The sequence below is a fragment of the Micromonospora sp. WMMD987 genome, from assembly GCF_029581435.1.
Lineage (GTDB): Bacteria > Actinomycetota > Actinomycetes > Mycobacteriales > Micromonosporaceae > Micromonospora > Micromonospora rifamycinica.
In genome coordinates, this window is record NZ_CP120861.1 from 5777650 (window position 1) to 5800245 (window position 22596).

At 72.7% G+C, this 22596-nt stretch carries 22 protein-coding genes; 11 read left to right on the forward strand and 11 right to left on the reverse strand.

Annotated elements, in window-relative coordinates:
- Positions 1-11 precede the first annotated feature (11 nt).
- The 4 genes from mce (at position 12) to O7612_RS24430 (ending at position 5938) form a co-directional block, all read left to right on the forward strand.
- Positions 12-488, forward strand: coding sequence for a methylmalonyl-CoA epimerase (gene mce, locus O7612_RS24415; RefSeq protein WP_282267650.1), 477 nt, complete (start codon positions 12-14; stop codon positions 486-488).
- 394 nt (positions 489-882) lie between these two features.
- Entirely contained in the window at positions 883-2148 is a 1266-nt protein-coding gene (locus O7612_RS24420) for a DivIVA domain-containing protein (RefSeq protein WP_282267652.1), read from the forward strand.
- Between the two features lie 177 nt (positions 2149-2325).
- On the forward strand, positions 2326-4392 hold the full coding sequence (locus O7612_RS24425) for a hypothetical protein (RefSeq protein WP_282267654.1): 2067 nt from the start codon (positions 2326-2328) through the stop codon (positions 4390-4392).
- 439 nt (positions 4393-4831) lie between these two features.
- Positions 4832-5938 carry an AI-2E family transporter gene (locus O7612_RS24430; protein ID WP_282274036.1) on the forward strand — a complete coding sequence of 369 codons (1107 nt, stop codon included), beginning with the start codon at positions 4832-4834 and terminating at the stop codon, positions 5936-5938.
- A 107-nt stretch (positions 5939-6045) separates the two neighbouring features.
- Here O7612_RS24430 and O7612_RS24435 read toward each other — a convergent pair whose 3' ends face one another.
- From O7612_RS24435 to O7612_RS24450, 4 genes are all read right to left on the reverse strand, one after another.
- The gene (locus tag O7612_RS24435) at positions 6046-6846 is read right to left on the reverse strand and encodes an alpha/beta hydrolase (RefSeq protein ID WP_282267657.1); all 801 of its coding nucleotides are present in this window, start codon (positions 6844-6846) and stop codon (positions 6046-6048) included.
- 88 nt (positions 6847-6934) lie between these two features.
- Positions 6935-7261 carry a hypothetical protein gene (locus O7612_RS24440; RefSeq protein WP_282267660.1) on the reverse strand — a complete coding sequence of 109 codons (327 nt, stop codon included), beginning with the start codon at positions 7259-7261 and terminating at the stop codon, positions 6935-6937.
- A gap of 194 nt (positions 7262-7455) precedes the next feature.
- Complete coding sequence (locus O7612_RS24445) at positions 7456-9267, reverse strand: 3-hydroxybutyryl-CoA dehydrogenase (RefSeq protein ID WP_282267662.1); 1812 nt, start codon at positions 9265-9267, stop codon at positions 7456-7458.
- 202 nt (positions 9268-9469) lie between these two features.
- Entirely contained in the window at positions 9470-9931 is a 462-nt protein-coding gene (locus O7612_RS24450) for an FHA domain-containing protein (protein ID WP_282267663.1), read from the reverse strand.
- Positions 9932-10119: 188 nt separating this feature from the next.
- Here O7612_RS24450 and O7612_RS24455 point away from each other — a divergent pair, with 188 nt between their 5' ends.
- On the forward strand, positions 10120-11619 hold the full coding sequence (locus tag O7612_RS24455; protein WP_282267665.1) for an aldehyde dehydrogenase family protein: 1500 nt from the start codon (positions 10120-10122) through the stop codon (positions 11617-11619).
- A gap of 215 nt (positions 11620-11834) precedes the next feature.
- On the opposite strand, the gene nucS is transcribed toward O7612_RS24455, so the two are convergent.
- Positions 11835-12494 carry an endonuclease NucS gene (nucS, locus tag O7612_RS24460; RefSeq protein WP_282267667.1) on the reverse strand — a complete coding sequence of 220 codons (660 nt, stop codon included), beginning with the start codon at positions 12492-12494 and terminating at the stop codon, positions 11835-11837.
- 71 nt (positions 12495-12565) lie between these two features.
- On the opposite strand from nucS, the gene O7612_RS24465 reads away from it, so the two are divergent.
- Positions 12566-13183 carry a DUF4126 domain-containing protein gene (locus O7612_RS24465; RefSeq protein WP_282274037.1) on the forward strand — a complete coding sequence of 206 codons (618 nt, stop codon included), beginning with the start codon at positions 12566-12568 and terminating at the stop codon, positions 13181-13183.
- Positions 13184-13262: 79 nt separating this feature from the next.
- Here the strand turns inward: O7612_RS24465 and O7612_RS24470 are convergent, their stop codons facing one another.
- Positions 13263-13859 carry a hypothetical protein gene (locus tag O7612_RS24470; protein ID WP_282267669.1) on the reverse strand — a complete coding sequence of 199 codons (597 nt, stop codon included), beginning with the start codon at positions 13857-13859 and terminating at the stop codon, positions 13263-13265.
- Positions 13860-14392: 533 nt separating this feature from the next.
- On the opposite strand from O7612_RS24470, the gene O7612_RS24475 reads away from it, so the two are divergent.
- The 3 genes from O7612_RS24475 to O7612_RS24485 all read left to right on the forward strand — a co-directional run bounded on the left by O7612_RS24475 (position 14393) and on the right by O7612_RS24485 (position 16638).
- Complete coding sequence (locus O7612_RS24475; protein ID WP_067312880.1) at positions 14393-14689, forward strand: DUF1540 domain-containing protein; 297 nt, start codon at positions 14393-14395, stop codon at positions 14687-14689.
- A gap of 201 nt (positions 14690-14890) precedes the next feature.
- Positions 14891-15793, forward strand: a complete 903-nt coding sequence (locus O7612_RS24480; protein ID WP_282267674.1) for an ABC transporter ATP-binding protein — start codon at positions 14891-14893, stop codon at positions 15791-15793.
- Complete coding sequence (locus O7612_RS24485) at positions 15793-16638, forward strand: ABC transporter permease (protein WP_282267676.1); 846 nt, start codon at positions 15793-15795, stop codon at positions 16636-16638. The genes O7612_RS24480 and O7612_RS24485 overlap by 1 nt, the downstream gene beginning before the upstream one ends.
- A gap of 105 nt (positions 16639-16743) precedes the next feature.
- Here the strand turns inward: O7612_RS24485 and O7612_RS24490 are convergent, their stop codons facing one another.
- Together O7612_RS24490 and murA are read right to left on the reverse strand one after the other, a co-directional pair.
- Positions 16744-17592: a 3-hydroxyacyl-CoA dehydrogenase family protein gene (locus tag O7612_RS24490; RefSeq protein WP_282267678.1), complete on the reverse strand. Its 849-nt coding sequence runs from the start codon at positions 17590-17592 to the stop codon at positions 16744-16746.
- A gap of 224 nt (positions 17593-17816) precedes the next feature.
- The gene (murA, locus tag O7612_RS24495) at positions 17817-19256 is read right to left on the reverse strand and encodes a UDP-N-acetylglucosamine 1-carboxyvinyltransferase (RefSeq protein WP_282267680.1); all 1440 of its coding nucleotides are present in this window, start codon (positions 19254-19256) and stop codon (positions 17817-17819) included.
- Here murA and O7612_RS24500 point away from each other — a divergent pair.
- Both O7612_RS24500 and O7612_RS24505 read left to right on the forward strand, forming a co-directional pair.
- A complete protein-coding gene (locus tag O7612_RS24500) occupies positions 19255-19827 on the forward strand; it encodes a cob(I)yrinic acid a,c-diamide adenosyltransferase (protein ID WP_282267682.1) in 573 nt (190 codons plus the stop codon). The two genes, murA and O7612_RS24500, sit on opposite strands and share 2 nt — an antisense overlap.
- Entirely contained in the window at positions 19803-20228 is a 426-nt protein-coding gene (locus O7612_RS24505; RefSeq protein ID WP_282267684.1) for a VOC family protein, read from the forward strand. Before O7612_RS24500 ends, O7612_RS24505 begins: the two co-directional genes overlap by 25 nt.
- A 15-nt stretch (positions 20229-20243) precedes the next feature.
- Here O7612_RS24505 and O7612_RS24510 read toward each other — a convergent pair whose 3' ends face one another.
- From O7612_RS24510 to O7612_RS24520, 3 genes are all read right to left on the reverse strand, one after another.
- Entirely contained in the window at positions 20244-20699 is a 456-nt protein-coding gene (locus O7612_RS24510) for a DUF2550 domain-containing protein (protein ID WP_067312866.1), read from the reverse strand.
- Positions 20700-20711: 12 nt separating this feature from the next.
- Positions 20712-20990: a F0F1 ATP synthase subunit epsilon gene (locus O7612_RS24515; protein ID WP_067312863.1), complete on the reverse strand. Its 279-nt coding sequence runs from the start codon at positions 20988-20990 to the stop codon at positions 20712-20714.
- A gap of 135 nt (positions 20991-21125) precedes the next feature.
- Positions 21126-22376 carry an LCP family protein gene (locus tag O7612_RS24520; protein ID WP_282267687.1) on the reverse strand — a complete coding sequence of 417 codons (1251 nt, stop codon included), beginning with the start codon at positions 22374-22376 and terminating at the stop codon, positions 21126-21128.
- Between the last annotated feature and the right edge of the window lie 220 nt (positions 22377-22596).

Genomic DNA, 22596 nt, shown 5'->3' on the forward strand with positions numbered 1-22596 from the left:
AGACTAACCTCATGGCTGAGAACTCCCCCGTCGAGCCCGCTGCCGACTGCGTCACAGACATCGGGCTGCGCCGTATCGACCACGTCGGCGTGGCGGTCCCCGACCTGGACGCCGCGATCGACTTCTACCAGCGCACCTTCGGGATGCGCTGCATCCACGAGGAGACCAACACCGAGCAGGGCGTCCGCGAGGCGATGATGGCGGTCGGCCCGACCGCCGAGGGGGGCTGCGTGCAGCTGCTCGCCCCGCTGACGCCGGAGTCGACCATCGCCAAGTTCCTCAACCGCAACGGCCCCGGCCTGCAACAGCTCGCCTACACGGTGGCCGACATCGACGCCGCCTGCGCGACGCTGCGCGAGCGCGGTGTCCGGCTCCTCTACGACACCCCGAAGCGCGGCACCGCCAACTCCCGGGTCAACTTCGTCCACCCCAAGGCCGCCGGCGGCGTCCTCATCGAACTCGTGGAACCCGCCCCCACCCCCCACTGACCCATCCTCCCCGCCCCCACTGCCCGTCGACGTCGATCACGAGGCTGGCGTCAGGTTTCACGTTCGGACCGACGCCAACCTCGTGACCGGCCGGGTTGATCCGCCGGGAGGCGGAAAGAGGCGCGAGTGGTAGGAGGCACGGGTGCGATCGGGGGGCTGACCGACCGGCGGAGTGGTGGGGGATCGGTGGGAGTGCGGTTCGGCGGAGGTGGTGGGAAAGCAGCCGAGGTGGTGCATTCTTTCGTCGTCCCGGGGAGTCGGGGTACCGCCCGGACCTGGCAAGATCGCGCCGCGGGACGCACCGGCGGGACGATCCGGCAGACCCTGTAAAGAGGACACGAAAGCTCGGCACCGCTCTTGCGAACGACCCCGGGGGGTCTGCGAGTATGTCCCAATGCCCCAGCAGCAGTCCTCCCCTCTCGCGTTCTTCGATAACGCGAACTCGCAGCCGGACTTCACGGTCGGCCTGCGCGGATACAACACCCACCAGGTCGACGACTTCCTCGGCCGGATGACAGCCGCGCTGACCCAGTCGGAGCAGGCCCGCGCCGAGGCCGAGCAGCGGATGAACGACGCCCAGCGTCGGCTCCGCCAGGCCGAGCAGCGGCAGGCCGCGCTCGAGCAGAAGCTCACCGACACCAACAAGCAGCTCGAGGAGAACAGCCGGCCGACCCTCTCCGGTCTCGGCACCCGGGTCGAGCAGATCCTCCGGCTGGCCGAGGAGCAGGCCAACGACCACCGCAACGAGGCCAAGCGCGAGTCGGAGGGGATCCTCTCCGCCGCCCGGCTGGAGGCGCGGGAGATCACCGACAAGGCCCGCGCGGAGGCCGCCGCGATGAAGGCGACCGCCGAGCGGGAGGCCGGCACCGTCCGTACCGCCGCCGAGCGGGAGGCCGCCGAGGCCCGGGTGCAGGCCCGCCGGGAGGCGGACACGCTGCGCGCCGACGCCGACCGGGAGACCAAGCAGCTGCGTACGGTCACCGCGCACGAGGTGGCCGAGCTGAAGTCGACCGTCGAGCGTGAGGTCGCCACGCTGCGTGCCACCGCCGAGCGGGAGATCACCCAGCAGCGGGCCAAGGCGGCCCGGGAGGCCGAGGAGAAGCGCGCCGAGGCTACCAAGCTGCTGACCGACGCCCGCGACAAGCGGGACAAGGACCTCCAGGCCCTGGAGCTCCAGCTCGCCGAGCGCCGGGAGAAGGCCGAGCGCGAGGAGTCGGAGCGGCACGCCGCCCAGGTGGCGCAGACCCAGAAGCTGGTCGGCGAGGCCGAGCAGCGGGCCCGGGCCGCCCAGGAGCGCGCCAAGGAGATCGAGCAGCGCGCCGAGGCCCGTCGGATCGAGTCCGAGCGCACCGCCAACGAGACCGTCGACAAGGCCAAGGCGCTGTCCGAGAAGACCCTCAACGAGGCCAAGGCCGAGGCGAAGCGGCTGCTCACCGAGGCGCGTACCGAGGCGGACCTGACCACCCAGGCGGCCCGCCGCGAGGTGGAGGACCTCACCCGCCAGAAGGACGCGGTCACCTCCCAGCTCGGTCAGATGCTCTCCGGCCTGGCCGGGATCGTGCCGGGCGTGCCGGCCCAGCAGCCGGCCGCCGCGCCGGCCAAGCCGGAGCCGGCCAAGGCCGACACCGAGGCGCGGGCCACCGCGGAGACCGCCAGCTGACCGACTGCATCGACGGGGCATGAGTCGCGGCGCGGGAGCCCACCGGAAGACCGGTGGACCCCCGCGCCGCGCCCGTTCTCGTGCTGTGACACCCTGTCGCGCGACCACAGTGAAACAGCTCCCCACAGCGGCGTCCGTATCGCCCCAGGAGGGCCGGATGCGTGTGAGGATGGGGGCATGTCGCACGGCGAGGAACTGTTCGCTCTCGGCGGGGATGTGACGACGGAGCCCAGCTTCGAGTCCGCCCTGCGGGGATACGACAAACGACAGGTCGACCGGTACGTCGCTCGTGCGGAGCACGAGATCACCACCCTGACGGGTGAGCGGGAACAGGCGTACACGCAGATCCACAAGCTGGCCGGCCAGGTCGAGCACCTCCAGCGGGATCTCGCCCAGGTGCGCAAGCAGGTCGGCGTGGTGGACCGGGCCTCCTTCAAGCATCTCGGCCCCCGGGTCGAGCAGATCCTCGCCCTCGCCGAGGAGCAGGCGGACGCCATTCTGGCCGCCGCCAACGAGGAGATCGAGGCCCGCCGGGCCGCCGCCGAGCACATCATCGCCGAGGCCCGCGAGCAGGCCGCCCGGGCACTCAAGGACTTCGAGATCGCGCTCGCCGCCCGGCGGGCCGAGGAGGAGCGGCACACCACGGCCCGCAAGGCCGAGGCGGACGCCGCCGTCCGTACGGCCAAGGCGGAGGCGGCCCGGCTGCGCGCCACCGCCAAGGACGAGTCGACCCTGCTGCGCGCCACCGCCGAGGAGGAGTCGAACCGGCTGCGCGCCGCCGCCGAGGAGGAGTCGAACCAGCTACGCAGCACCGCCCGGGAGGCCCTGGACAAGGCCAAGCAGGAGGCCACCCAGCTCCGCGACACCGCCCGGGAGATCCACAGCCGGGCCCAGCAGGAGGCCACCAAGCTCCGCGAGATGGCCAAGGCGGCGCTGGCCAAGGCCCAGAAGGAGGCCACCGACCTGCGGGACGCCGCCAAGGAGGTGCACACCAAGGCGCAGCAGGAGGCCAGGCGGCTCATCGAGACGGCCACCGAGACCAGCCGGGTCACCCACGCCAGGGCGCAGCAGGAGGCGAAGCAGGTCACCGACGACGCCGCGGGGGCGGCGAAGGCGACCCGGAACCAGGCCCGCCAGGAGGCGCACCGGCTGGTCACCGAGGCGACCGAGGCGGCCCAGCGCAGCCGGGCCGAGGCCGAGGCGTACGTACAACGGATGCACACCGAGACCGAGGAGTACGTCCGGCAGTCCCGCGCCCAGACACAGCAGGAGCTGGGTGCCTGGCGTGCGGGGGTGGAGCAGGAGGTCAACGGTCGGCGGGAGGCCGCCGACCGGGAGCTGGCCCAGCGCCGCGCCGCCGCCGAGCAGGAGTTCGCCAAGCACCGCGACGGGCTGGACCGCAAGCATCAGGCCCGGCACGACGAGTTGGAGCAGCAGCACCAGGCCCGGCAGGCGGAGCTGGAACGGGAGTGGACCGCCCGGCGCGACGAGATCGAGCAGGGTGCAGCGGAGATCCGTGGCGCCGCCGAGGCGGACGCGGCGACGCTGCGCCGGCAGGCCGAGCAGGAGACCACCGAGCTGCGCCGGCAGGCCGAGCAGGAGACCACCGAGCTGCGCCGGCAGGCCGAGCAGGAGACCACCGAACTGCGCGACCGGGCCGAGCGGGAGACCGCGGACAAGCGTCGCCAGGCCGACGAGCACGTCGCCGCCTCGCGTCGGCAGTTCGACGAGTACGCGGCCACCACCCAGCAGCACCTGGCCACCACCCAGCAGCACCTCGCCGCCACCCAGCAGGAGGCGGCGGCGGGTCGTCAGCAGCTCGCCCGGGTGATGCTGGAGATCGCCCAGGCCCAGCAACAGCTGGCCGACCTGCGGCAGGAGACCTGGCAGGCGCGGCAGGAGCACGACGAGCTCCAGCGGGAGGTCACCGAACTCCGGGTGCGCGCCGCGGCACCGGCGGCCCTCGACGCGGCGGTACCGTCGCCCGACGGCGGCCGTCCCGGGACGGGTTCCCGCGGCAACGGCAGGAAACCGAAGGCGGAGCCGGTGACCACGGTGGACGGAGGGACGGCCAGCGCCGGAGTGGACGGCGAGCCGACCGTCGCCGCGGTGCCGGGTACCGCAGGCCGGGAGGCCACCCCGACGAAGATCACCAGCACCGGCGAGAACGGCAAGCGGCCCACCAAGCCGACCACCGACGAACGCAGCGCCGCACCGAACACGGTGACCGTCGAGTCGGAGTGACCCGGACCGGCGGGCCGCAGGCCCCGACGGCCGGCTGGCCGGCATCGGCGGCCGGCCACTACCCTGCGGGTAGAGGCTCGTACGGTAGGTGTCCGGCGGCGTGGACCGGGCGGGACGCACCGGTGCGCGGCACCGGAGGGGGACCGGACCGCCGGCAGCGGTCCGGGTACGGCAGGGAGGCTCGGTGGCACAGCACGACCCGGCGCGCGACGACGTGACCCGGGACAGCGCCCTCCGGGGCCTACCGGCACCCCGCCCCGGGGCGGCGGGCGATACCCCGACCGGGCAGGCGGGCCACACCCCGACCGGGCAGGGGGGCACCGTGACGGAATCGACGAGCGGCACCCCGACCGGACCGGGTGACGCCGGGGCAGACGACGGCACCCCGACCGGGCCGGAGGGTGGCGTCACCGGCACCGCGCAGGCCCGTCCGGGCGACGTGGCGGTGAGCGGCGAGCGGGAGGACCACCGGTCCGCTGAGCCGACCGCCACCGGCTCGGGGCGGTTCGGACGGCCCGGTCGACCGTTGCGCCGCAGCAGCTTCCTGGTCGGCTTCACCGGCGCGCTCGGCGTGCTGCTGGCGTACACCGTGTTCCTGGGGATCCGTAACGCCGGTGGGATTCTGGTCCTGGTGGTGATCGCGCTCTTCCTGGCGGTGGGGCTCAACCCGGCCGTGGTCCGGTTGCGGCGCTGGGGGCTGCCGCACGGCCTGGCCGTGACGGTGGTGGTGCTGACCCTGATCCTGCTGATCGTCGCCGGGTTGGTGGCGCTGGTGCCGCCGGTGTTGACGCAGACCGGGCAGTTCATCGACCAGTTGCCCAGCTACGTCGAGGAGCTGCGCCGCAACCGCACCGTCAACGACCTCGTGGTGCGGTACGACGTGATGCAGCGGGTGCAGGAGCTGGCGAACGCGGACACCGTCGGCCGGGCGCTCGGCGGGGTCCTCGGCGGCGCCCAGATCATCTTCGGCACCATCTTCCGGGTGCTCACCGTGCTGGTGCTGACGATCTACTTCCTGGCCTACTTCGACCGGCTACGCGACCTCGGGTACGCGTTGGTGCCGAGGTCACGCCGGCAGCGGGTCAGCCTGATCGGCGACGAGATCCTGACCAAGGTCGGCGCATACATGGTGGGGGCGCTGAGCATCGCGGTCCTGGCCGGTGCGACCACCTTCGTGTTCGCGCTGGTCGTCGAGCTGCCCTACCCGTTCGCGCTGGCCGTGGTGGTGGCGGTGACGGACCTGATCCCGCAGATCGGGGCCACCCTCGGCGCGGTGATCGTCAGTCTGGTCGGGTTCGCCACCGGCCTGCCGGTCGGGATCGCCTGCGCGGTCTTCTTCGTGCTCTACCAGCAGGTGGAGAACTACCTCATCTACCCCAAGATCATGCGGCGCTCGGTGCAGGTCAACGAGGTGGCCGCGCTGCTCGCCGCGCTACTGGGGGTGGCCCTGATGGGGGTGGTCGGCGCTCTGATCGCCATCCCGGTGGTCGCCGCCCTCCAGCTCATCCTGCGCGAGGTGGTCCTCCCCCGCCAGGAACGCCGCTGAGCCCCACCGCGGTCACGGCGACCCGCCCCACCGGTACCTCGCCCCACCACGACCACGCCCCACCGGGACGACGGCGACCTCGACCACCGCGACCACGGCGGGTTCTCTCAGTCGGTGGCGGGGCCGGGCACCGGGGTGTCGGCGAAGGCGGCCACCGTACGGTCGGCGTACGCGCTGACGTTGCCGGTCTCGACCGGGCCGTCCCAGCTGGTCGGCAGGGGCAGCGGCAGCGCCGGGTTCACCCGACGGACGATCTCGTCGAGCACCCGCTCGGCGTCGCCGACCCAGAGGTGCTTGGCCTTCGGCACGCCGACCACCTCGGCCTGCGGCACCACCGCGAAACGTTCCCGGGCCTCGTCGGGGCGCAGGTAGTCGTCGAACTCGGGCACCAGCGCGACCAGCGGCCGGCCCGACTCCGCCCAGACGGCCAGGTCCTCCGGCTTCGAGAAACGCAGGGGCGGCGAGAGCAGGATCGCCCCGGTCACCGCCGGGTCACAGCCGTACCTGACCGCCAGGTCGGTGCCGAACGACCAGCCGACCAGCCAGATGTTCGGCAGCTCGTGGAACTCGGCGTACTCGATCGCGGCGGCCACGTCGAAGCGCTCACCCACCGCGTTGTCGAAGGCCCCCTCGCTGGTGCCCCGGACGCTGCTGGTGCCCCGGGTGTTGAACCGGAGCACCGCCAGGTCGGCCAGGGCGGGCAACCGCCAGGCCGCCTTGCGGAAGATGTGGCTGTCCATCATCCCGCCGTGGGTGGGCAACGGGTGCAGGCAGACCAGGGTGCCCACCGGCGGCCGGTCGACCGGGCGGGACAGCTCACCGACGAGCCGCAGGCCGTCGGCGGTGTGCAGCTCGATGTCCTCCCGGTGGCCGGGCAGGATCGACGACGCGCGGATCGGTGTGCTCACCACCCAAGTCTGACGTGAAGTCGCGCCGGTCGCTCGCCCGGGTAGGAAACGAGGTGATCCAGGTCGCCCGCCCGGGGCGGAAACCGGGTCACCCGTAACGGGGAGCGCCCCGGCCGCGCAGCAGGTTCGGTCCCCGCCGGTCCCGGGCCCCCCAGCAGCCACGGTGCCAGTGCCGCCGGTCGGTCAGGTCACCCGCACCGTCGGCCGGCCAGGCCACCAGGTGCGCCACCCCGGGGCGGATCTCCTGGTCGCAACCGGGGCAGCGGTACGTCTTGACCGACGCCCCGCCGCTGATCCCGCGTACCTGCCACTCACCGTCGCGCCACTGCTGCACCGATTCCACGCCCTGCCGGGCACGGTCGGCGTCCAGCCGGGCGGGGTCCTCGCGGCGGGCACGGTTGCGACGGGGGCTCACCTTGCCAAGGTTACGGTGACCTCCCGGCCGCCGCCCGGGTGAGGCCGCCGCCCGGGTGAGGCCGCCGGCCGGGTGAGGCCGCCGGCCGGGTGAGGCCGCCGGCCGGGTGAGGCCGCCGGCCGGGTGAGATCGCCGGCCGGGTGAGGTCGTCGGCTCGGTGAGATCGCCGGCCGGCACCGCCCCCAGGAGCCGGATCAGCGCGGGGTGTGGTCGCGGAAGCCCCGGCCGGTCCCCCGGCCCAGGTAGCCGGCGGTCACCAGGTGCTCCAGCAGCGGCGCGGGGGCGAGGCCCGGCTCCCGCGACTCCCGGTAGAGCGCCCGCTGGGCGGCCAGCGCCACATCCAGGCCGATCGTGTCGAGCAGCGCGAACGGACCCGCCGGGTAGCCGCAGCCCAGCGTCATCGCGTGGTCGATGCCGTCGGCGGTGGCGTAGCCGGCCTCCAACATCCGTACCGCGTCGTTGAGGTACGGGAAGAGCAACGCGTCGACCACGCGGCCCGCCCGGTCACCGCAGACCACCGCGGTCCGGCCGAGCGCGGCGCAGACCGCGCGGGCGGTGGCGGTGGCCTCCGCCGAGGTACGGACCGTGCGGACCACCTCGACCAGCGGCACCGCCGCCGCCGGGTCGACGAAGTGCAGGCCGAGCACGTCGGCGGGGCGTCCGGTGGCCATCGCCACCTCGATCACCGGCAGCGACGAGCCGGTGGTGGCGAGCAGCACGCCGGGCTTGCAGATCTCGTCGAGGCTGGTGAACAGTGTCTGCTCGACGCCCGGCCCCCCGGTGACCGCCTCGACCACCAGGTCGACGTCGGCGAGCTGGTCCAGGGTCGCCGACCAGGTGATCCGGGCCAGGGCGGCGTCCCGGTCGACCCCGTCGAGGCCGCCGCGGCGCACCTCCTCGTTGAGCGAGTCCCGGACCGCCCCGCCGAGCCCGGCGGACTCCCCTGCACCGGTCCCGGCGGGCTCCTCCGCACCGCCGGGCACCGAGACCACCTGGTAGCCGGCCCGGCCGAAGAGCCCGACGAGGCCGGCCGCCAGCGTCCCCGACCCGACGATGCCGACCCGGGTGACCTCCCGCGCGCCGTCCGCGCCGGCGGGGGTCGCGGCCGGGGTCCACTCGTCGGGTACGACCGTCGACGAGCCCGGCCTGTCGTAGGTGTAGAAGCCGCGTCCGGACTTGCGGCCGAGCAGCCCCGCGGTGACCATCTGCCGCAGCAGCGGCGCCGGGGCGTGCCGGCGGTCCCGCCCGCCGCGCCGGTACATGGTGTTCAGGATCTCGTACGCGGTGTCCAGGCCGATCAGGTCCAGCAGGGCGAGCGGACCCATCGGCAACCGGCAGCCGAGCCGCATCGCCGCGTCGAGGTCCTCCCGGGTGACGTACCGGGTCTCGAACAGGCTCACCGCCTGGTTGAGGTAACCGAACAGCAGGGCGTTGGCGATGAAGCCGGCCCGGTCGCCGATGGTGACGGCGACCTTGCCGAGCCGGGCGCACAGCGCCTCGACGTCGTCGACCACCTCGGCGGCGGTGATCACCGTGCGCACCACCTCGACCAGCTTCATCACCGGTGCCGGGTTGAAGAAGTGCATCCCGACGACCTGCCGGGGACGGTCCGTGGCGACCGCGACGTCGGTGACGCTCAACGACGAGGTGTTGGTGGCCAGGATGGTGTCGGGACGGCAGACCCGGTCCAGCTCGGCGAAGATCCGCCGCTTGAGGTCGAGCTGCTCGGGGACCGCCTCGACCACCAGGTCCACCGCGTGCAGCGCGTCCAGCCCGACCTGGAAGTCGACCCGGGAGTGCAGGGCGTCCCGCTCGGCCTCGGCCAGCTTGCCCTTGGCCACCGCCCGGTCGGTCGACCGGGCGAGGGTGGCCCGGCCCCGCGCCAGGGCGGCCTCGGAGATCTCCACCGCGACGACGTCGACGCCGTTGCGGGCGAACACCTCGACGATGCCGGCACCCATGGTGCCCAGACCCACCACGCCCACCCTGGTGAACTCGCGCGCCACGACCGGCCTCCCTGGTTGACTCCGCCGTCGCCGACGTTAACGAACGCTAAGGTTATCGCCGGAGTCTGCCACGCGACGGCACGCCGACGCGACGCCGGGCGGGCACTCCCGGCCCGCCGCGGCACCCAGCCCGACCGCACCCCGCCCGACGGCAGCCGGCCCCGGGGCGGATCCCGGTCGCCGTATAGGGGCCACCTCTCGGTCAGGCCTCGACGCCGCCACGGACCGGGGCGGCCGGCAGGGCATCGGTCGGGCCGGGGGCGCGCGGCGGCAACGGCAGCGTCGGCCGGTGGTCCCGACGCCCCCCGGTGCCCCCGCTGAACCGCAGGCCGACCGGGTCGGTGGTGGCCAGGCCGGGATCGAAGTAGCGCAGCTCGGTACGGCCCAGCCGGATCACGTCGCCGTCGGTGAGCGGCTCGGGTCCGGTGATCCGCCGGTCGTTCAGCCAGGTGCCGTTGGTCGACGTCAGGTCGGCCAGGACCACCCCGTCGTCGGTCAGCCGCACCTCGGCGTGCCGCCGGCTCAGGTGCGCGTCGGCGACCGCGATGTCGGCGGTCGGAGCCCGGCCGATCACCTGTGGTTGGGGCCGGACGCGGAAGCTCGCCCCCCGCATCGGCCCACCGGTGACCGTCAACAGCGGCATCAGTTCCGGATGATCCTGCATGAACAGTCAGCTCTCCCAGCGTCGCCCGCGGTCAGCCTGCCAGCTCCGCGTGACCACCTCACCACCCGCCCGGTCATCTCCGCGACCCCTGGCGGACACCTGTCGTCCACCGAACAGGCGGCACACACGCCATAGACGAAGAGTGCTCACAACTACCGACCGGTAGCCTCCGGGTCTAGACTTCCGCCATGACGGCTGTGCAGGTCCCGGGTGTCCCGGTCATCGCCGAGGGTCGACTGGTATCGACCAGTCCCGCCACCGGCCTCGAAGCCGGCAGCCTGCCGGTCGCCACCGCCGAACAGGTGGCCGCCGCGGTCGCCACCGCCCGGACGGCCGGGCAGTGGTGGGCCGGACTCGGCTTCGACGGTCGTCGTGCGCGGCTGCTGCGCTGGCGTGCCCTGCTCGCCCAGCGGATCGAGGAACTGGCCGAGTTGATCCACGTCGAGGGCGGCAAGCCGGTCGGCGACGGGGTCGTCGAGGTCCTCACCGCCATCGAGCACATCGACTGGGCGGCCCGCAACGCCCGCCGGGTGCTGGGCCCCCGCCGGGTCCGGTCCCGGGTGATCCTCGCCGAGTTCTCCGGCCACCTCGAGTACCAACCGCACGGCGTGGTCGGGGTGATCGGCCCGTGGAACTACCCGGTCTTCACGCCGATCGGCTCCGCCGCGTACGCGCTGGCCGCCGGCAACGCGGTCGTCCTCAAGCCCAGCGAGTACACCCCGGTCGTGGGCCAGTGGCTGGTCGACGCGTTCGCCGAGGTGGTGCCGGAACAGCCGGTGTTCACCGCGGTACACGGCCTCGGCGACGTCGGCGCGGCACTGTGCCGCTCGGGCGTGGACAAGGTCGCGTTCACCGGTTCCACCGCGACCGCCCGCGCGGTGATGGCGGCCTGCGCCGAATCGCTGACCCCGGTGCTGCTGGAGGCCGGCGGCAAGGACGCGATGATCGTGGCCGCCGACGCCGACCTGGACGCCGCCGCCGACGCCTGCGTCTGGGGCGCGCTGACCAACGCCGGCCAGACCTGCATCGGCATTGAACGCGTGTACGCGGTGGCACCGGTCTACGACGAGTTCGTCGGCAAGGTGGTCGCCCGCGCCGAGCGCCTGACCGTCGGCGCGGACGGGGCCGACCTCGGTCCGATCACCATGCCGAGCCAGGTCGACGTGATCCGCCGGCACATCGACGACGCCATCGCCGCCGGCGGGCGGGCGGTGCTGGGCGGCCCCGACGCCGTACAGCCGCCGTACGTGCACCCGACGGTGCTGGTGGACGTCCCCGAGTCCGCCTCGGCCGTCCGCGAGGAGACGTTCGGGCCGACCGTGACCATCAGCCGGGTCGCCGACGCCGACGAGGCCGTCCGCCGGGCCAACGCCCTGCCGTACGGCCTGGGGGGTTCGGTGTTCGGCCGGCGCGACGCGGTGGCGATCGCCCGACGGCTGCGCTCGGGCATGGCGTCGATCAACTCGGCGCTCACCTTCGCCGGGATGTCCACGCTGCCGTTCGGCGGGGTGGGCGACTCGGGCTTCGGCCGGATCCACGGCGAGGACGGGTTGCGCGAGTTCGGCCGGGCGAAGTCGATCACCAAGCGACGGGCCCGCTCGCTGCTGCCGTCGATGACCTTCGAGCGGACCCCGACCGACGTGGCCCGCCTCGTCAAGGTCACCAAGGCGCTCTACGGCCGACGCTGACCCGGCCGGGGTCGGTCCGGGACGGCGGGCGACGCCCCGGCCCGCCCGCCCGGCTGTCGGGCCGGCCGGGGGACCGGCGGTCGCACAGAACCGGAGACCGGCCAGGGCCGCCGAGCCGGAGACCGACCAGGACCGGAAGGCCGCCGGGCCGGAAGCCGACCAGGACCGGAGAGCGGCCGGGCCGGGAGACCGACCAGGACCCAGGTCGGTCGCGGTCAGAAGAGGGTCAGCTCGTCGCGGACGATGCCGCGCAGCCGGTCGTAGTCGACGACCACGCAGCGGATACCGCGGTCGGTGGCGAGGACCCGGGCCTGCGGCTTGATCTCCTGGGCGGCGAAGACGCCGGTCACCGGGGCGAGCAGCGGATCCCGGTTCATCAGTTCGAGGTAGCGGGTGAGCTGCTCCACCCCGTCGATCTCACCGCGCCGCTTGACCTCGACGGCGACCGCGCCGGAGTCGGCGTCCCGGCAAAGCAGGTCGACCGGGCCGATCGCGGTCATGTACTCCCGCCGGACCAGGGTGAAACCCTCGCCGAGGGTTTCCGGGTTGGCGGCCAGCAGTTCCTGCAGGTGCGCCTCGACACCGTCCTTGCGCAGCCCCGGGTCGACCCCCAGCTCGTACGAGGTGTCCTGGAAGATCTCCGTGAGGTTGATCCGCAGCTCCTCGCCGGCCTTGTTGACCACCCGCCACACGCCGGGGGCCTCCTCCAGTCGACAGGGTGGGCTCATCCAGTTCAACGGCTTGTACGCGCGGTCGTCGGCGTGGATCGACACCGACCCGTCCGCCTTCACCATGAGCAGGCGGGTGGCCAGCGGCAGGTGTGCCGAGAGCCGTCCGACATAGTCCACCGAGCACTTCGCAATCACCAGACGCACCCGACGAGGGTAGCCGAGGACCGGCCGGTCACCGTCGCGCGGCACTGGCGTGCCGGTGCGATGCTGAGATGGTGCTCGAAGTCCTCACCGGTACCGGTCTCGCCGCCTCGGCGGGCCTCAACGCCTACGTTCCCCTGCTCACCATGGGTCTGCTCGCCCGCTACACCAGCCTGATCGACCTGCCGAGCGGCTGGCAGTGGCTGGGCAACGGCTGGGTGCTGGCGATCCTGGCGGCGCTGCTCGCGGTCGAGGTGGTCGCCGACAAGGTGCCCGTGGTCGACCATGTCAACGACGTGGTGCAGACGGTGGTCCGCCCCACGGCCGGCGGCCTCGCCTTCGGTGCCGGGTCGGGCTCGGAGACGGTGACGGTGAGCGACCCGGGTGGCTTCTTCACCTCCCACCAGTGGCTGCCGGTGGCCGCCGGGGTGGCCATCGCGCTCGGGGTGCACCTGTTCAAGGCGGCGGCCCGGCCGGTGGTCAACGCGACCACGGCGGGCTTCGGCGCACCGGTCGCCAGCACCGCCGAGGACGCCACCAGCGTGCTGATGTCCCTGGTGGCGATCATCCTGCCCGTGCTGGTGCTGGCGTTCCTCCTGGCCATGGCGGCGTTCGTGGTCTGGTTCCTGCGTCGGCGTCGGGGTCGCCGCCGGGAACGCGAGGCGGCCCGCGCCGCCGGCTACCGGGTCTGACCCGCAGCCACCGACGGCCGGCACCCCGGGTGGGGTGCCGGCCGTCGGTGTCGTGCGGGGTCGGCGGTTGTCGTGCGGGTCAGCTGTTCCAGTGCTGGGTGACGAGGTCGGCGGCCTGCTGTTCCCACTGGGCGTAGTGGTCGGGGTAGGCGGAGACCTGGACGGTCTGGGCGGCCTTGGTCAGGGGCATGTCCTGCCAGCCGTCGACCTGCTTGAGGCCCTTGAGGAACGCGGTGGTGGCGTATTCGGGGTCGGTGATCTGTTCGACGGTGCCCCAGCCGGAGGAGGGGCGCTGTTGGAACAGGCCCTGGGAGTCGTGGTCGTTGCGGTCGCCGAGGTGGCCGAGGTTGTTCAGCTTGGATTCCTGGAGGGCGGTGGCGAGGGAGACGACGGCGGCGCGTTCGTCCATGCCGGCCTTCTTGGTGGCGGCGATGATGGCCTTGACGTTGCCGGTCTGCTCGTCGTCGAGGTCGATGCGGGACTGCTCGCCCTGCACCCCGTGCGGGATCAGCTTGCTCGTGTCCACGGCCGGCTTGTCGGCCTGCACCACGGCCACCGGGTGGTCGGTGGCGGTCGACTCGACGGTGCCGTGGTTCAGCGGGCCGGCGGCCAGACCACCGGCGACGGCGAGACCGGCGATACCGAGAACACTCTTACGCAGCATGGTGGTCTTCATGGGGGATGCTCCTTCGAGGGGGTCGACGCCACCCGGCCGGTCGGGGGACCGGGCCACCGGCGGTAGCCGGCGGTGGGGGCGTAAGCACCACGACGAGGCGCTCGTGAGGGGGTGTCGGTGGGTCTCCGGCGGGTCCTGCCAGCTGTGCCGGAGCCAGGTGTAACGACCGGCTGGCCCGGGTCATTCCGGGGCGCTGCCCGCGTCCGGGCTGGCCGGGCGGGGTGCTGCTGCGGTCGTACAGAGGGTGTAACGACTGCGGGCCGGCCGGGATTCCGCCATCGGCGTGCCGCCGGTCACGGGACACGGCACCCCGGACCACCCGGACGGCACACCGGCGGTGAGGCCGCCGGGCCAGAATCCGGACATCCCACCCACCGGAGACGCGCGGAACAGACCGGCCAGGGGGTTCGGACCGGACGCCACGCCGTTTCGCCCCACGGCGACACCACGTCGGGGTGACCAGCGGCGGAACCCCCCGCGCCCGCCTGTCACATACCTACCATTGAGGGCAAATCCATCTAGAGGAGACTGTCATGACCGCAGCGATGGAAATGCCCCGGGTCCAGGAGTGCGCGGCCTCGTCCTGCGCCTACAACCACACCAACGACTGTCACGCCTTCGCCATCACCATCGGCAGCACCGACCACGCCCACTGCCACACCTTCGTGGAGCTGCCCGTACGCGGTGGCCTCGACCGGCTGATCGCCCAGGTCGGCGCGTGCAGCCGCGCCGACTGCCGGCACAACGCCGAGCTGGAGTGCCGCGCCCCGGCGATCACCGTCGGCCCCGACAACGACCTGGCCGACTGCATGACCTACCAGAGCCGCTGACCCGCAGCTCCCGGTCACACCCCGCCACGACGGGCGGTGCGGAACACCGCCCGTCCGGCGGTGACCGGACCCGGCGCACGGCGGTGACCGGACCCGGCGCACGGCGCGCGTCGGGACCACCGGGGCGTCCCGATGTGCGCCGGCCGGCACCGGCGCACCCCCGGCCGCCGCGCCGGCCGGCCTGGTCGCACACTGGACGCCATGGATGACGAGCTCGCGATCTCCGTACGGGGACTGCGCAAGGCGTACGGCGGCAACGTCGCGGTGGCGGGGGTGGACCTCGACGTCCGCCGGGGCGAGGTGTTCGCCCTGCTCGGCCCGAACGGCGCGGGCAAGACCACCACGGTGGAGATCCTGGAGGGCTACCGGCAGCGCGACGCCGGCGAGGTGAGCGTGCTCGGCGTCGACCCCGGACTCGCCCTCGGCCCACGGCGGCGGGGCGCACCGGCGCGCTCCCCGGGCACCGCCCGGCACCGGACGGCCGACTGGCGTTCCCGGGTCGGCATCGTGCTCCAGGGCACCGGGGAGTTCGACGAGCTGACCGTGGCCGAGGTGGTCCGGCACTTCTCCGGCTTCTACCCGGACGCCGACGACCCGGCCCGGGTCGTCGAGCGGGTCGGGCTGGGGGCCAAGGCCGACGCCCGCACCCACACCCTCTCCGGCGGGCAGAAGCGCCGGCTCGACGTGGCGCTGGGCATCATCGGCCGTCCCGAGCTGCTCTTCCTCGACGAGCCCACCACCGGCTTCGACCCGGAGGCCCGGCGCGAGTTCTGGGAGCTGATCCGGGACCTCGCCGCCGCCGGCACCACCATCGTGCTCACCACCCACTACCTGGACGAGGCCGAGTCACTCGCCGACCGGGTCGGGGTGATCGCCGCCGGGCGGGTGATCGAGGTGGCCCCACCCGACCGGCTCGGCAACCGGCAGGGCGCCCTGGCGACGGTCTCCTGGCGTACCCCCGACGGGACGCCGGAGTCGGCGCAGAGCGCGACGCCGACGGCGCTGGTGGCGGAGCTGGCCGCGCGCTTCGGTGGCGAGGTGCCGGGCCTGACGGTGACCCGGCCGACCCTGGAAGACGTCTACCTCAGCATGATCGGACACTGATGACGACCACCACGAGGCCGGGGCACCCGGTCGCCGCCACCGGCAGCCGACGGATCGGGCCGGGGGCGCTCGCCCTGCGCCAGGGCCGGCTGGAGATCACCCAGTTCCTGCGCAGCCGGGAGTCCGTCGTCTTCACGATGGGCTTCCCGATCATCATGATCCTGATCTTCGCGTCGATCTTCGACGGGACGATCGGCGGTGGGGTGAGGTTCACCCAGTACTTCATCACCGGCATGATCGCGACCGGCCTGATGACGGTGAGCTTCCAGAATCTGGGCATCTGGATCCCGATCGAGCGGGACCGGGGAGTGCTCAAGCGCTACCGGGGCACCCCGATGCCGAAGTGGGTCTGGTTCGCCGGCAAGGTGATCATGGTGGTGGCCATCGGCATCGCCGAGACGGCCCTGCTGCTGGCGGTCGCCGTGGCCCTGTTCGACCTCGACCTGCCGGCCACCGCCGGGAAGTGGTTCACCTTCGGCTGGGTCGCCGTGCTGGGGGTGACCGCCTGCACCCTGTGCGGGATCGCCATCTCGTCACTGGCCCGCACCGCCCGCAGCGGGTCCGCCGTGGTCACCCCGGTCTCCCTGGTGCTCCAGTTCATCTCCGGGGTGTTCTTCGTCTTCACCGACCTGCCCACCTGGATGCAGCAGGTTGCCGCGCTCTTCCCGCTCAAGTGGATGTGCCAGGGGCTGCGGGCGGTGTTCCTGCCGGAGAGCTTCGGCGCCCAGGAACCCGGTGGCTCCTTCGAGCTGGGCCGGGTCGCCCTGGTCCTCGCCCTGTGGTGCGTGATCGGCCTGGTCCTCTGCCTGACGACCTTCCGCTGGACCACCAAGCGCGACGGCTGACCCGTCCGCGGCGGCCCCGCCGCCGTGCGGCCCGGCCGGGCCACCACCGGGCCGCGGCCCGCGCGGCGGTGGCCCGGGCGGGCGGCGCACCGGCACCCCGGCGACTCAGTAGGAGTAGAAGCCCTGGCCGGTCTTGCGGCCCAGGTCGCCGGCCGTGGCCATCCGTTGGAGCAGCTCCGGGGGGAAGAACTTCTCGTCGGCCGTGTCGGTGTAGATGTTCTTCGTCGCGTTCAGCAGGACGTCCACGCCGGTCAGGTCGATCGTGGCCAGCGGACCCATCGCGTGACCGAAGCCGAGCTTGCAGGCGGTGTCCAGGTCCTCGGCCGACATCACCCCGGACTCGACCAGCTTCACCGCCTCCATCGCCAACGCGCAGATCAGCCGGGTGGTGACGAAGCCGGCGATGTCCCGGTTGACCACCACCACCGTCTTGCCGATCTCCTCCGCGAACGCCTTCGCGGTGGCGATGGTCGCGTCGCTGGTCTTGTAGCCGCGGACCAGCTCGCAGAGCTTCATCATCGGCACCGGGGAGAAGAAGTGGGTGCCGACGACCGCCTCCGGCCGCTCGGTCACCGCGGCGATCTGGGTCACCGGGATGGCCGAGGTGTTGGTCGCCAGCACCGCGTCGGCCCGACAGATCTTGTCCAGCGCACGGAACACCTCGTGCTTGATCTCGATCTTCTCGAAGACCGCCTCGACCACCACGTCCGCGTCGGCCGCCGCTTCCAGCTCGGTGGTCGCGGTGATCCGGCCGAGGGTCGCCTCGACGTCGGACGGGTCGATCTTCCCCTTCTCGGCGAACCTCGCCAGCGACGTCCGGATGCCGGCCAGGCCCCGGGCGGTGGCCGCGTCGTCGACGTCCCGCAGGGTCACCTGCCAGCCCGCCTGCGCCGCCACCTGGGCGATGCCGGAACCCATCAGCCCTGCTCCGACGACCGCGAGTCGACCCGCCATCTGCTTCTCCCTCGCTGCGATTGAGTGTCTGCCAGCACCCTAGTCGGCGAGCCTGAACGACCGCTAAGCCCCGGGGTACCCGTCGCGGGCGGCGACCGGACGGGCAGCGGACCGTGGTCGGCCGGACTGGGGGCGGCGCGGCGCGGCGACCGGACCGGCAGCGGACCGTGGTGGGGCGGGCTGGGGCGTCATAGCGCAGCGACCGGACGGGCAGCCGGCACGGGTCAGATGGTCAGCTCGGGAGCTTCCGGGGCGGTACCGCGCTCCACCTCCACGCCGAGCGCCCGCAGATCGGCCACGAAATCCGGGTAGCCCCGGTCCACGTGGTGCACGTGGGAGACCTCGGTGACCCCGTCAGCGCAGAGCCCCGCGATGATCAGCCCGGCACCGGCCCGGATGTCGGTGGCCCGCACCGGTGCCCCGGAGAGCCGGTCCCGACCCCGGACCACGGCATGGTGGCCGTCGGTCTTGATGTCCGCACCGAGGCGCATCATCTCGTTGGCGAACATGAACCGGCCGTCGAAGATGTTCTCGGTGATCAGCGAGGCCCCGTCACTGACCGCCGCCAGGCCGATCGCCATCGGCAGCAGGTCGGTGGCGAACCCCGGGTACGGCAGGGTCACCACGTCGACGGCGGCGGGCCGGTCGTCGGCGCGGATCCGGAAGGCGTCCCCCCGGGTCTCCACCAGCGCGCCGGCCGACACCAGCTTGTCCAGCGCGACCTCCAGGCAGACCGGATCGATCCCGGTGACCGTCACGTCCCCCCGGGTCATCGCCGCGGCGAACGCCCAGGTGCCGGCCACGATCCGGTCCCCCACCGTCGCGTGCCGCACCGGCCGCAGCGCGGGCACCCCGACGATACGCAGGGTGGAGCTGCCGCCGCCGGAGATCCGGGCACCCATCCGTTGGAGCATGGTGCACAGGTCGACGATCTCCGGTTCCCGGGCCGCGTTGTCGATCGTCGTCACGCCCCGGGCCAGCACCGCCGCCATGACCAGGTTCTCGGTCGCTCCCACGCTCGGGAAGTCCAGCACGATCTCGGCACCCCGCAGGCCGTCCGGGGCGGCGGCGATGACGAATCCGTGCTCACCGGAGACGTCCGCGCCCATCCGGGCCAGCCCGGCGACGTGCATGTCCAGCCCCCGGGAGCCGATGGCGTCACCGCCCGGGTGGGCCACCCGCACGTACCCCCGGCGGGCCAGCAGCGGGCCGAGCACGCAGATCGACGCCCGCAGCCGGCGGACCAGGTCGTAGTCGGCGTCCGCGCCGGGCTGCTCGGGCACGTCGATGACGACCGAGCGGGACCGGGCCTGCCCGCCGTAGGCGACCATCGGGTCCACCGGGTCGTCCGCCTCGAAGCGCACCGCGCAGCCGAGCCGGCGCAGCACCTCGCCCATGATGGCGATGTCGGTGATCCGCGGCACGTTCGTGATCACCGTACGCCCCGGTGCCAGCAGCGCCGCCGCCATCAGCTTCAACGCCGAGTTCTTCGCCCCGACGACGTGCACCGTGCCGGCCAGCCGGGCGTTCCCGCCGACCCGGATGACGTCGACGTCGTCGACCGCCGGGTCACCCGCGTCACCCGGGCCGGTCCCCACCGGCCAACCGGTCGGGACCGTCCGGACCGGGAGCGTCAGATCCGGTATCCGTAGGCTGTGCGTCATGGCTGTCCACCTCACGCGCATCTACACCAAGGCCGGCGACGCCGGCATGACCAGGCTGAGCAACAACGAGCAGGTGCCGAAGACCGATCCGCGGATCGCCGCGTACGCGGACGTCGACGAGTGCAACGCCGCGCTCGGCGTGGCGCTCGCCCTGGGACAGCTCGACGACGAGCTGCGGACCGTGCTGGAGTCGATCCAGAACGACCTGTTCGACGTCGGCGCCGACCTGGCCACCCCCGTCGAGCCGGAACCGGCGTACCCGCCGCTGCGGGTCACCGAGGAGTACGTGGAACGCCTCGAAGGCTGGTGCGACGAGTTCAACGGGCGTCTGGGCAAGCTCGACTCCTTCATCCTCCCCGGCGGCACCGCGGGTGCGGCGCTGCTGCACGTGGCACGGACGATCGCCCGGCGGGCCGAACGGACGGCCTGGGCACTGCTCGCCCACGATCCGGATCGCACCAGCTCCCTTCCGGCAAAGTATCTCAACCGCCTCTCCGACCTGCTGTTCATCCTGTCAAGAACGGCCAACCCGGGCGGCGATGTGCTATGGGTGCCGGGCGGCAGGCGCTGAGCACGGGCGGGCTGCACCACGTCGAGGTCTGGGTGCCCGACCTGGCCGCCGCGAAACGGAGCTGGGGCTGGCTGCTCGGCGAACTGGGCTGGACCCCGTACCAGGACTGGCCGGCCGGCCGCTCCTGGCGGCACGGCCCGACGTACCTGGTCGTCGAGGAGTCCCCAGCCCTGACCGGGCGGACCCACGACCGGCTCGCCCCGGGCCTCAACCACCTGGCCTTCCACGCCGGTCCGCCGCACACGGTGGACCGGCTGGTGACTGACGCCGCCGCCCACGGCTGGGCGCTGCTGTTCGCCGACCGCCACCCGCACGCCGGTGGCCCGGACAGCTACGCCGCCTACCTCACCGACCGGCAGGGCTACGAGGTCGAGCTGGTGGCTGACGTCGCCGCACCGTGACCGCGACCGGGCGGGTCAGGCCGCCGGCCAGTCCTGGGAGGCCATACGCGGCGAGGCCGCCCCGGGTGGGGCGGCCTCGAGCCAGGAGGAGAAACCGGTCACCGTGGACCGCGCCATGGCGATCTCGACCGGTGCGTGTTGACTGGTACAGCGGAGGATCACCCAGTCGGACGGCATGGAGAGCCGTTCCTGCCCCTCGGGGAGACGCCGCCGTTCCACCACCAGCTCCTTGCGGGAGAGCACCCGCTTGGGCCGCAGGGCGAAGCTGAACATGCGGTACCAGCGGAGCTGGTCGCCGACGAACCGCGCGAACCCCGGTGACCAGCCCCGGCCGTCCAGGACGGTGGTCACCCGGACGCTCAGCCGGATGATGCCCCCGCTACGGGTCACCAGTGCCCGCCGGACGAAGAGGATCAGGACCGCGACCAGGATCACCGCGATGCCGATTCCGATCCCTTCGACGATCTCCATCGGCGGGATTACTCAGCGGGCCGGAGTGGCCGGGGTGGCACTCTCGGCGAGCACTGTCACGCTCTCCGCGCCGACCGACAGGAACCCGCCGGTGATGTCGTAGGCGACCTGCTGGCCGCCGGCCTGCTTGATCCGGACCTGGCTGGGCTCGGCGAGCTGGCCGAGCAGGGGCGCGTGCCCCGGCAGCACACCCAGCTCACCCTCGGTCGTGCGGGCGACGACCATCTCGGCCTCGCCGGACCAGACCTTCTCCTCGACGGCTACGAGGTCGACGTGAAGCTGCTGTGCCACGCTGTCTCCTTGCTGCGGCGACGGATTGTCGAAAGTCTAGTCGGACCGCGGTGACCACCCCAACGCGGGTACCGAGACATACGCCACCCCCCGGCGTGTCGCTGCACCGGGGGTGGCGTCCGCGCCGGGCGGGAGTCACTTGGCCTTGTTGCGCAACTCCGGGTGTTCCAGCAGGAAAGCGTCCAACTGTTCCTTGCCGAGGGCGGTGAAGAAGTCGTCGGCGACGGGCAGCAGACGTTCGCCCCGGTAACCGGACCCGGTGCCGATCCCCTCCCCCGGCAGCTTGATCAGCTTGACGTTCTCCGAACGGATGCCCTTGAGCGCGATCGCGAAGTCGACCACGCTGTTGCCCCGACCGTTGAAGGTCAGCGACTGGCCGGCGGCCCGGATCACCCGGTCCAGCTTGATCGGGTTGGTCACCACGTCGGCGCTGAACGCCTGGCCGACCATCGCCTTGATGAACTGCTGCTGGTGGCGCTGCCGGCCGTAGTCGCCGTCCGGGACGCCGTTCTTGGGGTAGCGCTGCCGCACGTAGTCTAGCGCCTGCCAACCGCTGAGGTGCTGGTTGCCCTTCTTGTAGACGGCCTGCGGCCCGATGTAGCCCTCGCCGTACGGGTTGCCCTTGCGGTGCTTGCCGTTCGGCTCGCGGTGCTCGGACCTGACCTCCCGCTCGACGTACATATCGACGCCGCCCATCGCGTCGACGATCTTCTGGAAGCCGGTGAAGTTGATGATCGCACCGGCGTCGAACCGGTCGATCCCGGTCGCCTTCTGCACGGTCTTGGCGAGCAGCTCGAAGCCCTGCGCCGCACTGGGGTTCCTGCCCTCGACGATGCTGCCGTGCGACATCGCACCGTTGATCTTGCCGGAGCCGCCCCGGTAGCCGGCCTTGTCGAACCGGGGGATCTCGACGTAGAGGTCGCGCGGAACGGAGAAGATGTACGCCCGGTCCAGCGACGCCGGCACGTGCATCACCATGATCGAGTCGGCCAGCGGCGGGGTCTTCGCGTCCCGTGGGTCGATCCCCACCAGCAGGATGTTCAGCGGACCCTTGACGTTGCTCTTGCGCTCCTGCGCCCCGGCCGCCTTGTCGCCGAACAGGTCGGCCTTGCCCACCGAGCCCTCGTAGCGGGACAGCAGCGTCTCGTAGCCGACCAGGACCGCACCACTGAGCAGCATCAGCACGACCCCGAAGACGGTGCAGACGCGGGCCCAGCGCGGCACCCCGGACCAGATCGACCGCCTGCCGGTCTTGCCGGTCCTACCGACCTCGCCGGCGTTGCCAACCGTGCCGCCCTTGCCGACCCCGCCGACCTTACCGTCCCTGCCGCCCTTGCCGGCCTTGCCCACCAGCAGCTCCATTCGTCGCGCACGGGGACTCGTCACGAGGATTCGTCACGCCCACGAAGAGGAGACGGGCGTACCCGGTCGAAAAGTTGCACCACACCGACACCCGGATCCGAGAGTCGTTCTCGAAACGGTACCCCTCCCCCACGGCGACCGCTCGCCCGGCAACCGGATACCGGCCCCCACCAGGCAGGAATGGCCGAGGGCCACCCCGGTCGACCCGGGATGGCCCTCGCGGAACTACTGTCCGAGGAACTCA